This is a genomic window from Micromonospora rhizosphaerae, from assembly GCF_900091465.1.
Lineage (GTDB): Bacteria > Actinomycetota > Actinomycetes > Mycobacteriales > Micromonosporaceae > Micromonospora > Micromonospora rhizosphaerae.
Genome location: NZ_FMHV01000002.1, coordinates 6,548,759 through 6,562,188, shown reverse-complemented (window position 1 = coordinate 6,562,188; position 13,430 = coordinate 6,548,759). Strand labels below are relative to the sequence as shown.

The 13,430-nt window shown below is 73.4% G+C and carries 12 protein-coding genes; 9 read left to right on the top strand and 3 right to left on the bottom strand.

The features are described 5' to 3' along the window. Window positions 1-39: 39 nt before the first annotated feature. From GA0070624_RS30815 to GA0070624_RS30795, 5 genes are all read left to right on the top strand, one after another. Entirely contained in the window at window positions 40-1,269 is a 1,230-nt protein-coding gene (locus tag GA0070624_RS30815; RefSeq protein WP_091346755.1) for a deoxyguanosinetriphosphate triphosphohydrolase, read from the top strand. A gap of 80 nt (window positions 1,270-1,349) precedes the next feature. Continuing rightward, window positions 1,350-2,186: a siderophore-interacting protein gene (locus tag GA0070624_RS30810; protein ID WP_091346752.1), complete on the top strand. Its 837-nt coding sequence runs from the start codon at window positions 1,350-1,352 to the stop codon at window positions 2,184-2,186. 101 nt (window positions 2,187-2,287) lie between these two features. After that, window positions 2,288-3,262, top strand: a complete 975-nt coding sequence (locus tag GA0070624_RS30805; protein WP_091350201.1) for an ABC transporter ATP-binding protein — start codon at window positions 2,288-2,290, stop codon at window positions 3,260-3,262. Further along, complete coding sequence (locus GA0070624_RS30800; RefSeq protein WP_091346750.1) at window positions 3,259-4,110, top strand: ABC transporter permease; 852 nt, start codon at window positions 3,259-3,261, stop codon at window positions 4,108-4,110. Before GA0070624_RS30805 ends, GA0070624_RS30800 begins: the two co-directional genes overlap by 4 nt. A 10-nt stretch (window positions 4,111-4,120) precedes the next feature. Further along, entirely contained in the window at window positions 4,121-4,372 is a 252-nt protein-coding gene (locus GA0070624_RS30795) for a helix-turn-helix transcriptional regulator (protein WP_091346747.1), read from the top strand. Between the two features lie 11 nt (window positions 4,373-4,383). On the opposite strand, the gene GA0070624_RS30790 is transcribed toward GA0070624_RS30795, so the two are convergent. Further along, entirely contained in the window at window positions 4,384-5,577 is a 1,194-nt protein-coding gene (locus GA0070624_RS30790) for a low temperature requirement protein A (RefSeq protein WP_176731937.1), read from the bottom strand. Between the two features lie 115 nt (window positions 5,578-5,692). On the opposite strand from GA0070624_RS30790, the gene dnaG reads away from it, so the two are divergent. After that, on the top strand, window positions 5,693-7,576 hold the full coding sequence (gene dnaG / locus GA0070624_RS30785; RefSeq protein WP_091346743.1) for a DNA primase: 1,884 nt from the start codon (window positions 5,693-5,695) through the stop codon (window positions 7,574-7,576). Next, window positions 7,576-8,112, top strand: coding sequence for a hypothetical protein (locus GA0070624_RS30780; RefSeq protein ID WP_091346740.1), 537 nt, complete (start codon window positions 7,576-7,578; stop codon window positions 8,110-8,112). The genes dnaG and GA0070624_RS30780 overlap by 1 nt, the downstream gene beginning before the upstream one ends. 77 nt (window positions 8,113-8,189) lie before the next feature. Here GA0070624_RS30780 and GA0070624_RS30775 read toward each other — a convergent pair whose 3' ends face one another. Continuing rightward, on the bottom strand, window positions 8,190-9,209 hold the full coding sequence (locus tag GA0070624_RS30775) for a TAXI family TRAP transporter solute-binding subunit (RefSeq protein WP_091346738.1): 1,020 nt from the start codon (window positions 9,207-9,209) through the stop codon (window positions 8,190-8,192). Further along, window positions 9,206-11,374 (bottom strand): TRAP transporter permease, encoded by a 2,169-nt coding sequence (locus GA0070624_RS30770; RefSeq protein ID WP_091346736.1) that lies wholly within the window; start codon window positions 11,372-11,374, stop codon window positions 9,206-9,208. Before GA0070624_RS30770 ends, GA0070624_RS30775 begins: the two co-directional genes overlap by 4 nt. A 271-nt stretch (window positions 11,375-11,645) precedes the next feature. Here GA0070624_RS30770 and GA0070624_RS30765 point away from each other — a divergent pair, with 271 nt between their 5' ends. Together GA0070624_RS30765 and GA0070624_RS30760 are read left to right on the top strand one after the other, a co-directional pair. Further along, complete coding sequence (locus tag GA0070624_RS30765) at window positions 11,646-12,578, top strand: ABC transporter ATP-binding protein (protein ID WP_091346734.1); 933 nt, start codon at window positions 11,646-11,648, stop codon at window positions 12,576-12,578. An 88-nt stretch (window positions 12,579-12,666) separates the two neighbouring features. Continuing rightward, window positions 12,667-13,422 (top strand): ABC transporter permease, encoded by a 756-nt coding sequence (locus GA0070624_RS30760; RefSeq protein WP_425413566.1) that lies wholly within the window; start codon window positions 12,667-12,669, stop codon window positions 13,420-13,422. The last annotated feature ends 8 nt before the right edge of the window (window positions 13,423-13,430 follow it).

Below are 13,430 nucleotides of genomic sequence, written 5' to 3'. Positions count from 1 at the left end.
TTGAGCGGGGGCCCAGGGGCGCACCGCCCCGACGACGCGGTGGACGCGTCGCGCCTGGTCGACGAGGCGCCGAAGGACACCGGGTACGGGCGGTCGCCGTACGAGCGGGACCGGGCGCGGGTGCTGCACTCGGCGGCGTTCCGCCGGCTCGCCGCGAAGACCCAGGTGCACACCGCCGGGACCGACGACTTCCTGCGCACCCGGCTCACCCACTCCCTCGAGGTGGCGCAGATCGCCCGGGAGATGGGCGCCCGGCTGGGCTGCGATCCGGACGTGGTGGACACCGCCGGGCTGGCGCACGACCTCGGGCACCCGCCGTTCGGGCACAACGGCGAGGACGCGCTGGACCTGCTCGCCGCCGGCTGCGGCGGCTTCGAGGGCAACGCGCAGACGCTGCGGGTGCTCACCCGGCTGGAGGCGAAGGTGCTCGGGCCGGACGGCTCGTCCGCCGGGCTCAACCTGACCCGGGCGTCGCTCGACGCGGTCAGCAAGTACCCGTGGCCGCGCCGCTCCGGACAGCGCAAGTTCGGCGCGTACGCCGACGACCGCCCGGTCTTCGACTGGCTGCGCGCCGGCGCCCCGCCCGGCACCCGGCGCTGTCTCGAGGCGCAGGTGATGGACTGGGCCGACGACGTCGCGTACTCCGTGCACGACGTGGAGGACGGCATTCACGGCGGGTACGTCACCCTGAGCCCGCTGCTGGAGGACGCCGACGAGCGGCGGGCCCTCTGCGCCGACGTGGCGGCCGCGTACTCCGGTGAGTCCCCGGACGACCTCGGCGAGGTGCTGGTCGAACTGCTGGCCGAGCCGGTGCTCGCCCCGCTCGCCGCGTACGACGGCAGCCACCGGGCGCAGGCGGCGCTGAAGACGACCAGCAGCGTGCTCATCGGCCGGTTCGTCTCGACGGTGGTGGCCGCCACCCAGCAGCGCTTCGGCGCCGGCCCGCATCGCCGCTACGCCGCCGACCTGGTGGTGCCCCGGCGGATCGGGGCGCAGTGCGCGCTGCTCAAGGGCATCGCACTGCGCTACGTGATGCGCCGCCCGGGCGTCGGGCCCCGGTACGCCAGCCAGCAGGAGATCCTCGCCGAGCTGGTCGCCGTCCTGGTCGACCGCGCGCCGGACGCGCTCGACCCGGTCTTCGCGCCGCTGTGGCGGGACGCCCCGGACGACGCCGCCCGGCTCCGGGTGGTGATCGACCAGGTCGCCTCGCTGACCGACCCCGCCGCGGCGTCCTGGCACCGCCGCCTGGTCGGCCCTCCGCCGCGCTGAACGGCGGGTCGATGGCCGACCAGGCCGGGCCGGGGTGGGCGACTGGGGAGGTGGTGGCGACTTAGGTTAGCCTAAGCAGCATGACGGAGCGCCCGAAGAAGGTCACCGCCGCCCGGGTCCTGCGGACCGAGCGGCCCACCCCGCACCTGATCCGGCTGGTGCTCGGCGGCGAGGAGCTGGCCGGCCTGCCGGTGGGCGCGCACACCGATCACTACATCAAGTTCGTCTTCCCGCCGGCCGGCGTCAGCTACCCGCACCCGGTGGACCTGGCCGCGATCAAGCGGGACCTGCCCCGCGAGCAGTGGCCGCGGTTGCGGGCGTACACCGTGCGAGCCTGGGACGCGGCGGCCGGCGAGCTGACCGTCGACGTGGTGCACCACGGCGACGAGGGGCTGGCCGGCCCGTGGGCGGCCCGGCTGCGCCCGGGTGACCAGGTGCTCTTCACCGGCCCCGGCGGCGCGTACGCCCCGAGCCCGGCCGCCGACTGGCACCTGCTGGCCGGCGACGAGAGCGCGCTGCCGGCGATCGCCGCCGCCCTGGAGCGCCTGCCCGTCGGTGCCCCCGCGAAGGTCTTGGTCGAGGTCGACGGCCCGGCGGACGAGCTGCCGCTGACCAGTCCCGGCGCGGTGGAGCTGACCTGGCTGCACCGGGCCGGCCGCCCGGTCGGCGAGGCGCTGGTGGCAGCGGTCCGGGCGCTGGACTTCCCGCCCGGGGCGGTGCACGCCTTCGTCCATGGCGAGGCAACCTTCGTCAAGGAGTTGCGCCGGCTGCTGCGCGTCGAGCGCGGGGTGCCCCGGGAGGCGCTCTCCATCTCCGGCTACTGGCGGCGCGGCATGGACGACGAGGGCTGGCGCGTCAGCAAGGCCGCCTGGAACGCCCAGGTCGAGGCCGAGGAGTCGGTCGCCCTTCCGGTCTGACGCCACCTCTCGCCAACCGCTGATCCGGGAGCGGATGTACCCCATCTTGTAGTAGAGGTGCTACATTCCGCGGTACTGATCCATCAATTTCGGGGATGGCCATGACCGCGGTCGAACTACCGGGAGTCAGCGCGACTCCCCGCCCGCCCGACGACGACCTCGTCGTCGACGTTCGCGACCTGCGGATGCGGTACGGCACCGTGGACGTGCTGCGCGGGGTCACCTTCACCGCCCGACGCGGCGAGGTGCTCGCCCTGCTCGGGCCCAACGGCGCCGGCAAGACCACCACCATCGAGATCCTCGAGGGCTTCCGGATGCGCTCGGCCGGCGAGGTCGGCGTCCTCGGCGTCGACCCCGGCCGGGGCGACGAGCGGTGGCGCGCCCGGATCGGCGTGGTGCTCCAGTCCTGGCGGGACCACGGCAAGTGGCGGGTCCGGGACCTGCTGTCCCACGTCGGCGCCTTCTACGCGCCGTACTCGACCACCCGGCTCCGCCGCCCCTGGCCGGTCGCCGACCTGCTCGACGCGGTCGGGCTGGCCGCGCACGCCGATCGCCGGGTCCACCAGCTCTCCGGCGGTCAGCGCCGCCGACTCGACGTCGCGGTCGGCATCGTCGGCCGCCCCGAGCTGCTGTTCCTGGACGAGCCCACGGTCGGCTTCGACCCGGCCGCCCGGCGCGAGTTCCACGAGCTGGTGCACCGCCTCGCCGACCTGGACGAGACCACCATCCTGCTCACCACGCACGACCTGGACGAGGCCGAGAAGCTCGCCGACCGGATCCTCATCCTCGCCGACGGCCGGATCATCGCCGACGGCTCACCGGACGAGCTGGCCCGGCGGGTCGCCGGCGACGTGGAGATCCGGTGGAGCCGGGCCGGGGAGCGGTTCGTGCACTCCGCGACGGACGCCACCCGCTTCGTCCGCGACCTGCTGCGGCAGTACGGGGACGGCGTCGAGGAGCTGGAGGTGCGGCGGGCCAGCCTGGAGGACGCCTACATGGCGCTGGTGTACGAGCAGGAATCCGGAGCCCGGACCGGCGCTGTGGCCCGGGTCTGGCAGCAGGGGAGTGACCGATGAACCCGACCAGCGTGGCCGTCCGCGCCGGCCTGCGGCGCGGCTGGATCGAGCTGCGCAACACCTTCACCAACTACCAGGACCTCTGGAACTACTTCTTCCCGACGTTCGTCCTGCTGGTGGCGATGTTCTTCATGCGCGGCTCGACCGTGCCGGGCACCACCTTCTCCCTCGGCGCCCGTACGCTGCCCAGCGCCCTCGGCATGGGGCTCGCGTTCGGCGGCATGCTGGTGCTGGCCTCCCAGCTGGTGGTCGACCGGGAAGACGGCACCCTGCTGCGGGCCAAGGCCACCCCGAACGGGATGCTCGGCTACCTGATCGGCAAGCTCGTCCTGATGTCGGCGATGGCACTGGTCAGCATGGCGCTCCAGTTGATCCCGGCGCTCTTCTTCCTCGACGGGCTCCGGGTGACCAGCGCCGCGGCCTGGTTCACGCTGGCCTGGGTGGCGGTGCTCGGCCTGGTCGCCACACTGCCGATGGGTGCGGTGTTCGGCTCCCTCATCGAGAACCCGCGGAACCTGGGCCTGGTCATGCTGCCGAACATGGGCCTGATCGCCCTCTCCGGCATCTTCTACCCGATCAACGGGTACCCGGGCTGGCTGCAGGCCGTCGCGCAGGCCTTCCCGATCTACTGGCTGGGGTTGGGCATGCGCTCGGCGCTGCTGCCGGACGGCATGGCCGCCGTGGAACTCGGCGGGTCCTGGCGGCACCTGGAGATGTTCGGCGTGCTCGGGATCTGGGCCGTGCTCGGGCTGGTCCTGGCCCCGGTCGTGCTGCGCCGGATGGCGCGCCGGGAGTCCGGCTCGCGGGTCGCCGCACGCCGGGAGCGCGCCATGCAGCGGGCGGTATGAGAGGTCGGCGATGAGTGAGACGGTGCACAACCGGATCGCCGTGCTGCGCGCCGAGCGCGGCATCTCCCGGCGGCAGCTCGCCGACGCCCTCGGCGTGCACTACCAGACGGTGGGCTACCTGGAGCGCGGCGAGTTCCGGCCGAGCCTGCACCTGGCGCTGCGTATCGCCGCGTACTTCGAGGTGCCGGTCGAGGTGGTCTTCTCCATCGAGCCATTCCCCCGGATCGGGGACGCGGCCGGCGGCGTCGGCCGCCCGGCCTGACGGCGGGCGGGTCAGCGCGCTCGCGCGAGGGCGGTGAGGTGGCGGGTGAGCAGCACCGCGTAGCCGACGAGCGCGATGGCGAGCAGCACGAGCAGGGGGAGCGGGCGGGCCACGGCGACGGCGATCGCCGTGACCGACGCGATCCCGTACCCGGTTATGGCGAGCCGGCGGACGCCCGGCCGCTGCACCGCCAGCCAGCTCAGGCCGAGCCCGCAGAGCATCCAGGTCAGCAGCGTGGCGGCCAGCACCGCCCGCAGCGCGGTCGGGGTCGTCGGGGCGTCCGCCTCGATCTGCCGGACCAGCTGCCCGAGGGACCAGCCGAGCAGGAGCAGCCCGGCGTTCATCGCGATGTGTACGTAGGTGTAGGCCTGCCCGCCGCGCAGCCGGGCCATCGCCAGGCCGGTGTTGACGAAGGTGGTGTAGACCCACCAGACCGAGGCCGGTACGGCGAACGCCACCGCCGCCGAACCGATGATGCCCGGCGTGGGGTGGGCCGGGACCGCGGTCAGCAGGTTGGCCAGCGTGCTGCCGAGCACGATGATGGCGAACTGGCCGATCCGCTCGGGCAGGTGCACCACGTCCACCGGCGATCGGTTCAGCCGGCGCAGCCCCACCCAGGGCGTGGCCAGCTCCACGGCCATCCCGGCGATCCAGAAGGCCGGCCGGGCGGACGCCGGTACGGCCAGCGAGGCGAGCCAGATCACCCAGCCGATGCCGAAACCGACCAGGTAGATGCCGGTCACCTGGCGGGCCGGTGCCCCGGTCGGTCGGGCCCGCAGGTAGAGCAGCAGCAGGACGCCCCGCACCAGGAGGTAGCCGGCCGGCAGCAGGACGCCCTCGGGGGCCTCCCGCACGCCGAGCGTGAGCGCTCCGGCACCGACCAGCGCGACCAGCACCAGCAGCCGATGAGGGGTGTCGTCCGGGTCGTACCGGGTGTCGTAGAAGACCTGGCCCACCCAGGCCCACTGCAGCACCACGAAGAGGCCGCACACGGTGAGCACGGCCGAGGGGCGTGGCACGGGTTCGTCGCCGAGCCGGTCGACCACGGCGCCGAGCGCGAAGACGAAGATCACGTCGAAGAAGAGCTCGAGCCACGTCGCGTGTCGCTGCCCCGCCTTCCCCCTCGGGCGGCTCGGGGCCGGCAGGGCGAACCGGGCGGCCAGCCGGCCCGGCGAGGGGGCGCCGCCGGCCCGTACCCGTCGCACAGTCTCCGATGATCGCGGACGCCGGGCGGCCCGCGGGACGGAACCGCCGAGCCGGGGCGGCATTCGCCACACGGGTCGTCCCCCGACCGCCGGATCGTCGGTCCGACAGGGCAGGATGTACGCCGAGGAGGTGGCGGACATGGCGGGGCGGATCCGGGACGAGGACATCGCGCTGGTCCGCGAGCGCACCTCGATCGCTGACGTCATCTCCGAGACGGTGACGCTGAAGTCCGCCGGCGGTGGCAACCTCAAGGGGCTCTGTCCGTTCCACGACGAGAAGAGCCCGTCGTTCAACGTCTCCCCGGCGCGCAACGTCTGGTACTGCTTCGGCTGCGGGGCCGGCGGCGACGCGATCAAGTTCCTGATGGACGCGGAGCACCTCAGCTTCGTCGAGTCGGTCGAGCGGCTGGCCGCCCGCGCCGGCATCCAGCTCCGCTACGTGGAGAACGACCACGCCGCCCCGCGCAGCCGCCCGCAGCATGGGCAGAAGCAGCGGCTGGTCGCCGCGCACGCCGCCGCGGTCGAGTTCTACCGGGCCCAGCTCACCACGGCCGGCGCGCGACCGGCCCGCGAGTTCCTCGCCCAGCGCGGCTTCGACCGGGCCGCCGCCGAACGGTACGGCTGCGGCTTCGCCCCGGACGCCTGGGACCTGCTCACCAAGCACCTGCGCCAGCAGGGCTTCACCCACCAGGAGCTGGTCACCGCCGGGCTGTCCCGGGAGTCCCGCTCGGGCACCCTGATCGACCGGTTCCGCCGCCGGCTGCTCTGGCCGATCCGCGACCTCACCGGCGACGTGATCGGCTTCGGCGCCCGAAAGCTCTTCGACGACGACGACGGCCCGAAGTACCTGAACACCCCCGAGACTCCGATCTACAAGAAGTCGCACGTCCTCTACGGCATCGACCAGGCCAAGCGGGAGATCGCCAAGCAGGGCAAGGTGGTCGTCGTCGAGGGCTACACGGACGTGATGGCGTGCCACCTGGCCGGGGTGACCACCGCGGTGGCGACCTGCGGCACCGCCTTCGGCGCCGATCACATCGGGGTGCTGCGCCGGCTGCTGCTCGACACCGACGCGGTGGCCGGCGAGATCATCTTCACCTTCGACGGCGACGCCGCGGGCCAGAAGGCCGCGCTGCGCGCCTTCTCCGACGACCAGCGCTTCGTCGGGCGTACCTTCATCGCGGTCAGTCCGGACAACATGGACCCGTGCGAGCTGCGGCTGGCCAAGGGCGATCTGGCGGTTCGCGACCTGGTCGCCCGCCGCGAGCCGCTGGTCGACTTCGCGCTGCGCCACGTGATCAGCCGGTACGACCTGGACACCGTCGACGGGCGGGTGGAGGCGATGCGCCGGGCCGCCCCGCTGGTCGCGAAGCTCAAGGACCGGGAGAAGCGCCCGGAGTACGTCCGAAAGCTCGCCGGCGACCTCGGCATGGAGATCGAGCCGGTGCAGCGGGCGGTGCTGGCCGCCGCCTCGGGTCAGCCGGCCGGCGAGGCCCCCGCCCCGGCCCGGCCCGGTCCGACGGTGGACAGTCCGCAGTCGATGGTCGAGCGGGAGGCGCTGAAGCTGGCCCTTCAGGAGCCGGTGCTGGCCGGCCCGATGTTCGACGCGGTGGAGGCGGCCGAATACCGCCACCCCGTCCACGTGGCGGTGCGCGCCGCCATCGCGGCGGTCGGCGGCGCCGCGGCGGCGACCGCCGGCGCGGTCTGGATCGAGCAGGTCCGCGACGCCTGCGAGGACCTGGCTGCCCGGGCGCTCGTCGGCGAGTTGGCCGTCGAGCCGCTGCGCATCGACGGCGAGCCCGACCCGCGCTACGTCTCGGTCACCATGGCCCGGTTGCAGTGGGGCTCGGTGACCGGCCGGATCCGGGACCTCAAGTCAAAGATCCAGCGGGTCAACCCGGTGGAGCGCAAGGACGAGTACTTCGCGCTCTTCGGGGAGCTGCTCTCGCTGGAGCAGCACGCGCGGGCGCTGCGCGAGCAGGCCGCGGGAGGCCTCTGATGGGACTGTTCAACCGCAAACCGAAGCTGCCGCCCGCCGACCGGCCGCCGCTCGCGGCCGACGAGCGGGTGCTCGCCTGGGCCGCGGCCGGCAACGGCGAGGGCGACGGCGTGCTGGTGGCCAGCAACCTCGGGCTCTGGCTGCCCGGCCGGGGACAGCGGCTGGGCTGGCACGACATCCTCAAGGCGGTGTGGTCCGGCCGCGAGCTGACCGTCACCCCGGCCGAACGGGTCGCCGAGCGGGACGGCTACCTGGTGGTGGCCGACTGCCCGGCCGAGACGTACCTCCTGCTCGACCCGGGTGACCTGCCGCACCAGGTGCGGGCCCGGGTCACCCGCTCCGTTGCGTACACCGCGCACCACCAGGTGCCCGGTGGCGCCGGCCGGATCGCGGCCCGGCGGGTGGCCGGCGTGGACGGGCTGACCTGGACGGTCCGCTACGACCCCGGCACGCCGGCCGACGACAAGGCGGTGGCCGCCGAGACCGACCGGCTGGTCGCCGCGGCCCGCGCCTCGACCGCCCCCGCCGACGCCTGAGGCTCACCCGCCGCGGCTACCAGGCCGCGCGCGGGTGCCGGGCCCGGACCGTGACGGCCGGACCCGGCACCGGTGGGTCACTTCGCGCCGAGCTCCTGCAACGCCTTCTCCGCGCCCCGGTGCCGCGGCACGGGGTCGGTCTTGCGGGCGTTCTCCAGGCTGATGCCCTTGGCGGCCGGGTTGGCCTGGGCCAGGGCGTCCTTCTTCTCGAAGACCGTCTTCGTGATCGCGCAGGCGACGTTGGCGTCCAGGTCCTTGCGGACCAGCAGCACGTTCGGCACCACGATGGTCGGGGTGTCCGCCGGGGTCCGGTAGACGTCCGCGGGGATCGTCCCGGCCTGGTACGCCGGGTTGAGCTCGGTCATCTTCGGCAGCAACGGGCTGATGTCGATGAACTTCACCTTGTCGCCGGAGGTGGTGAACAGGTCGGTCACCCCGCCGGTGGGCAGTCCGCCGGACCAGAAGAAGCCGTCGATGCTGCCGTCCTTCATCCCCTCGACGGTCTTGGTCAGGTCGAGCCGCTGCGCCTGGATGTCCTTGGCCGGGTCCAGCCCGGCGGCCTCCAGCAGCCGGTTGGCGATGACCTCCGTGCCCGACTTGGGGGAGCCGGTGGAGATCTTCCTGCCCTTCATGTCGGCGACCGAGGTGATGCCCGAATCGGCCCGGACGACGACCTGGGTGTAGTTGTCGTAGATCCGGGCGAGCGCCTCGACCGGCTGGGGAGCGGTGAAGCTGCCCTTGCCCTGCACCGCGTTCACCGCGGTGTCGAAGAGCGAGAAGGCGACGTCGTACTGGCCGCCGACGAGCTGCTCGATGTTCTGCACCGAGGCGCCGGTCTCGGCGGCGGTGCCGGTCAGCTTGCCGCCGGTCGCCGCGGAGAGCTGACCGGCCAGCGCGTTGCCGACCACATAGTAGACGCCGGTGGAGTTGCCGGTGGCGATGCCGACCCGGGTGCTCTCGGTGACCTTGCAGGTGACCTCGCTGGAGGCGTCGTCCTTCGCCGCGCCGCCCTGACGGCCCCCGCATCCGGCGGCACCCGCCACGACGAGGGTGAGCGCGCCCATCCCCGCGGCGATCCGCACGTTGATCCGTCTCACTGTGTTTCCTCCCCCTGGTTCACCGATGGTGTTGACGACGCGCCGGACCGGCCGGCGACGCCGCGTCGTACGAGCACACCCGCCACCATCGCGGCGGCCAGGACGGCGCCGACCGTGACGGGTACGGGTTCGAGCCAGAGCAGCGTCAGCCCGGCGAGCGCGCCGAGCAGCCGCTCCGGCGCGCCGGCCGGGCCGACGCCGGGCAGCCAGCCGCCCGCCGCCACGGCCAGCACGGCGACGCTGAGCGCAACGACCACCCCGGCCACGGCGATCCGCCCCGGTCCGCCGATGCCGAGCAGCCCGAGGCCGGCCGGGGTGATCACGAAGGCGATCGGGATGAGGTAGGCCGGCAGGGCGTACCGCAGGGTCTGCCACATGGTCGGTACCAGCCGGCCACCGGTCACCGCGGACGCGGCCACCGCGGCGAGCGCGGTCGGCGGGGAGGCCTCGGAGAGCACCGCGAAGTAGAAGACGAACATCGCCGCGGCGGGCGCGGCGACGCCCAGGTTGAGCAGGGCCGGACCGATGATCACCCAGCCGATCACGAACGAGGCGGTGACCGGCACGGCCAGGCCGAGCAGGCTGAGCGCGATCGCGGCGAGCAGCGCGGTGAGCGCCAGCACCACCGCCGGGTCCGAGCTGACCGCCTGCGCCCCGCCGACCAACAGCGCGGCCGCCTGCGGGCCGAGGCCGGTCTTCGTGGTGGTCGCCGTGATGATGCCCGCCGCGGCGCAGACCGCGGTCACCGCGAGCACGCCGCGCACCCCGCCGCTGAGCGCGGCGACCAGGCGGGTGGGGGTGAGCCGGTGCCGCCGGTCCAGGAAGGACAGCGCGGCGGCGAGCACGGTGGCGGCCACCACGGCCCGCGTCGCGGACAGGCCGAGGGCCAGCAGGACGATGATCACGATCAGCGAGAGGAAGTGGTAGCCGAAGCGGGCCAGCAGCCGCCAGGCCGAGGCGGTCTCTAGCACCACCGGGCGGACACCGGAGCGCCGGGCGTCGATCTCCACCGAGAGCAGGATGCCGAGGTAGTAGAGCACCGTCGGGACGGTCGCCCAGCCGAGCACCTGGAGGTACGACACGCCCAGGTACTCGGCGATGATGAAGGCCGCCGCGCCGAGGGTGGGCGGGGAGAGGATCGCCCCGACGCCGGCGGCGGCGAGCATGCCGCCCGCGCGCTCGGCGGGGTAGCCCGCCCGGCGCAGGATGGGCCAGGCGACCGCGCCGATGCTCACCGTCGTCGCCGCGCCGGATCCGGAGACGGTGCCCAGCAGGAAACCGGAGGCGACGGCGGTACGCCCGGCGGCCGTGCGGGAGCGCCGGAACGCGGCGGCGGAGAGCTCCACGAAGAACCGCCCGGCCCCGGAGAGGTCCAGCACCGCCCCGTAGATGGTGAAGAGCACGATGTACGAGGCCGCGACGTCGAGCGGGGTGCCGTAGAAGCCGCTGTCGGAGTTGTAGAACGCGTCCACGAGCTGGCTGAAGTCCAACCCGGCGTGGGCCACCGGCCAGGACTGCGGCAGCAGCCCGCCGTAGTAGCCGTAGGCCAGGAAGAGCAGGCACACCGCGGGCAGGATCCAGCCGGTGGTGCGCCGGCACGCCTCCAGCAGCAGGAGCAGCAGCACGGTGCCCATCGCGACGTCCAGCGGGACGAGCAGCCCCTGCCGGTCGAGGAACGCGTCGTACCCGCCGCCGCCCGCGCCGAGGGTCACCGGCAGCACCGGGTAGAGGCAGCTCAGCAGAGCCGCGACGGCCAGCAGCCAGTCGGCCGGGGTCGGCCCCTGCGCCGCCCGCTCGGCCGCGTCGGGCGTCTCCGCCGGGTCGGCCGGCGCCGGCCCCGGTGCCAGGTCGGTGCCGGGCCGGCGCCACCTGGGCAGCCGCAGGTCCGCCGGGTACGCCAGGAAGACCATCGGCAGGACGCCGGCCAGAAAGATGATCAGGTAGTACTTGCTGCCCTGCGGAAGCGGGAAGAAGACCTGCCAGAGCGCGAGCAGCGCGATCGCCAGCGTGATCCCGGTGAACACGGCACCGACCGGTCCGGATAGGACGCGTCCCGGTTTCTCGTCCTCGAACCGGGCGGCGAGCTCCCGGGTGTCGTTGGAGGTCGGTCCGTCGTGGACCCGCGTCGGGTCACCGACCGCCCCCTCGTCGGGCGGGAGCGGCACCGCGGCCCGCTCGGGAGTCAGGTCCGGCGACGCGGCGGGTCGTGGTTTCGGGGGAGAACCGTCGGAGGAGCGAACGGGCGACACGAGGGGGCACGATACGCGAATCCCGTACGCCATGGGGACATTGCCGATCATGATTGCGCCAAGTGACGGAACTGGCGGGGCGGTGACTCGGCGCAGGGGCTTTCGGATGGCTGGCCACAATGCTCCGCGTGAATGCCTGTGGTTTTATCCGCTCGATGCTGTCGGACCCGCCCGCTAGGGTCGGCCGGTGACCACTGCTCAACCACTCATCCAGGCTCGGGGGCTGGTGAAGCGGTTCGGCGACTTCACCGCCGTCGACGGCATCGACGTCGAGGTGCGCCCCGGCGAGGCGTTCGGCTTCCTCGGGCCGAACGGCGCCGGCAAGTCCTCCACCATGCGGATGGTCGGCTGCATCTCCCCGCCCACCGCGGGCGAGCTGCGCATTCTCGGCATGGACCCGGTCCGCGACGGCCCCGCGATCCGGGCCCGGCTGGGGGTCTGCCCCCAGCTCGACAACCTCGACCCGGAGCTGACCGTCCGGGAGAATCTGACCACCTACGCCCGCTACTTCGGCATACCCCGCCGGGTGGCCCGCGAGCGCGCCGCCGAGCTGCTCGACTTCGTCCAGCTCACCGAGCGGGCCGACAGCAAGGTCGAGCCGCTCTCCGGCGGCATGAAGCGCCGGCTGACCATCGCCCGCGCGCTGGTCAACAACCCGGAGATCGTCCTGCTCGACGAGCCCACCACCGGGCTCGACCCGCAGGCCCGGCACCTGGTCTGGGAGCGGTTGTTCCGGCTCAAGCAGCAGGGCGTCACCCTGGTGCTGACCACCCACTACATGGACGAGGCCGAGCAGCTCTGCGACCGCCTCGTGGTGATGGACGGCGGCCGGATCGTGGCCGAGGGCTCGCCCCGCGCGCTGATCGAGGAGCACTCCACCCGGGAGGTGGTCGAGCTGCGGTTCGCCGCCGAGTCCCAGGAGTCCTTCGCCGGCAAGCTCGACGGGCTGGGGGAACGGGCCGAGGTGCTGCCGGACCGGATCCTGCTCTACGTGGCCGACGGCGACGCGGCGCTGACCGAGGTGCACGCGCTCGGCCTCGTCCCGTCCACTGTGCTGGTCCGGCGCAGCAGCCTGGAGGACGTCTTCCTGCACCTCACCGGCCGGACGCTGGTCGACTGACCGCCATGAGGGGAAGGGCCGTGACGAACGGAGAGGGCGGGTGGTCGAGGTGAGTGTGGCGGAGCAGGCCCGGCCGGCGTTGCCGCGGATGCCGGCGCTGGCGGTGCTCGAGCACTACCTGGTGGGCTACCGGCGCACCTGGCGGGCCGGCGTCTTCTCGTCGTTCCTGCTGCCGGTGCTCACCGTGCTCGGCTTCGGGGTCGGCGTCGGCGCGTACGTCGATCAGGGCGTGGGCGGCGTGCGCTACCTGGACTGGCTCGTGCCCGGCCTGATCGCCTCCACCGCCATGCAGGTGGCGATCGGTGAGTCGACCTGGCCGGTGCTGAGCAACTTCCGCTGGATCAAGACCTACTTCGCGCAGAGCGCGGCGCCGCTGCGGGTCGGTGACATCCTCGCCGGTCACCTCGCGTTCGTGCTGTTCCGGGTGCTCTCCAGCAGCGCCGCGTTCCTGATCGTGACGGGGCTCTTCGGCGCGCTGCGTTCGCCCTGGGCGGTGGTCACCCTGCCGGTGGTCCTGCTGCTCTGCCTCGCGGTGGCCGCGCCGACCTTCGCGTTCAGCGCCTGGGCGCCCAGCGACAGCTACCTCGCCCTGCTGTTCCGCTTCGCGGTGATCCCGATGACGCTCTTCGCCGGGGTGTTCTTCCCGGTCGGGTCGTTGCCGGAGGGGTTGCGCTGGCTGGCGTACGCGACCCCACTCTGGCACGCGGTGGACCTCTGCCGGGCGGCCACGCTCGACGTGGCTCCGCAGTGGTCGGTCCCCGGCCACCTGCTCTACCTCGCCGCCTGGGCCCTCGCCGGCTGGCTGCTGGCCCGGCACGTGTTCCGTCGCAAGCTCGTCATCTAGGGGAGGAT

Bases quoted from the DNA above. Each gene is read 5' to 3' on its own strand.
- GA0070624_RS30810 (WP_091346752.1), top strand. From the start codon at position 1,350: ATGACGGAGCGCCCGAAGAAGGTCACCGCCGCCCGGGTCCTGCGGACC.
- GA0070624_RS30805 (WP_091350201.1), top strand. From the start codon at position 2,288: ATGACCGCGGTCGAACTACCGGGAGTCAGCGCGACTCCCCGCCCGCCC.
- GA0070624_RS30800 (WP_091346750.1), top strand. From the start codon at position 3,259: ATGAACCCGACCAGCGTGGCCGTCCGCGCCGGCCTGCGGCGCGGCTGG.
- GA0070624_RS30795 (WP_091346747.1), top strand. From the start codon at position 4,121: ATGAGTGAGACGGTGCACAACCGGATCGCCGTGCTGCGCGCCGAGCGC.
- dnaG (WP_091346743.1), top strand. From the start codon at position 5,693: ATGTACGCCGAGGAGGTGGCGGACATGGCGGGGCGGATCCGGGACGAG.
- GA0070624_RS30780 (WP_091346740.1), top strand. From the start codon at position 7,576: ATGGGACTGTTCAACCGCAAACCGAAGCTGCCGCCCGCCGACCGGCCG.
- GA0070624_RS30760 (WP_425413566.1), top strand. From the start codon at position 12,667: ATGCCGGCGCTGGCGGTGCTCGAGCACTACCTGGTGGGCTACCGGCGC.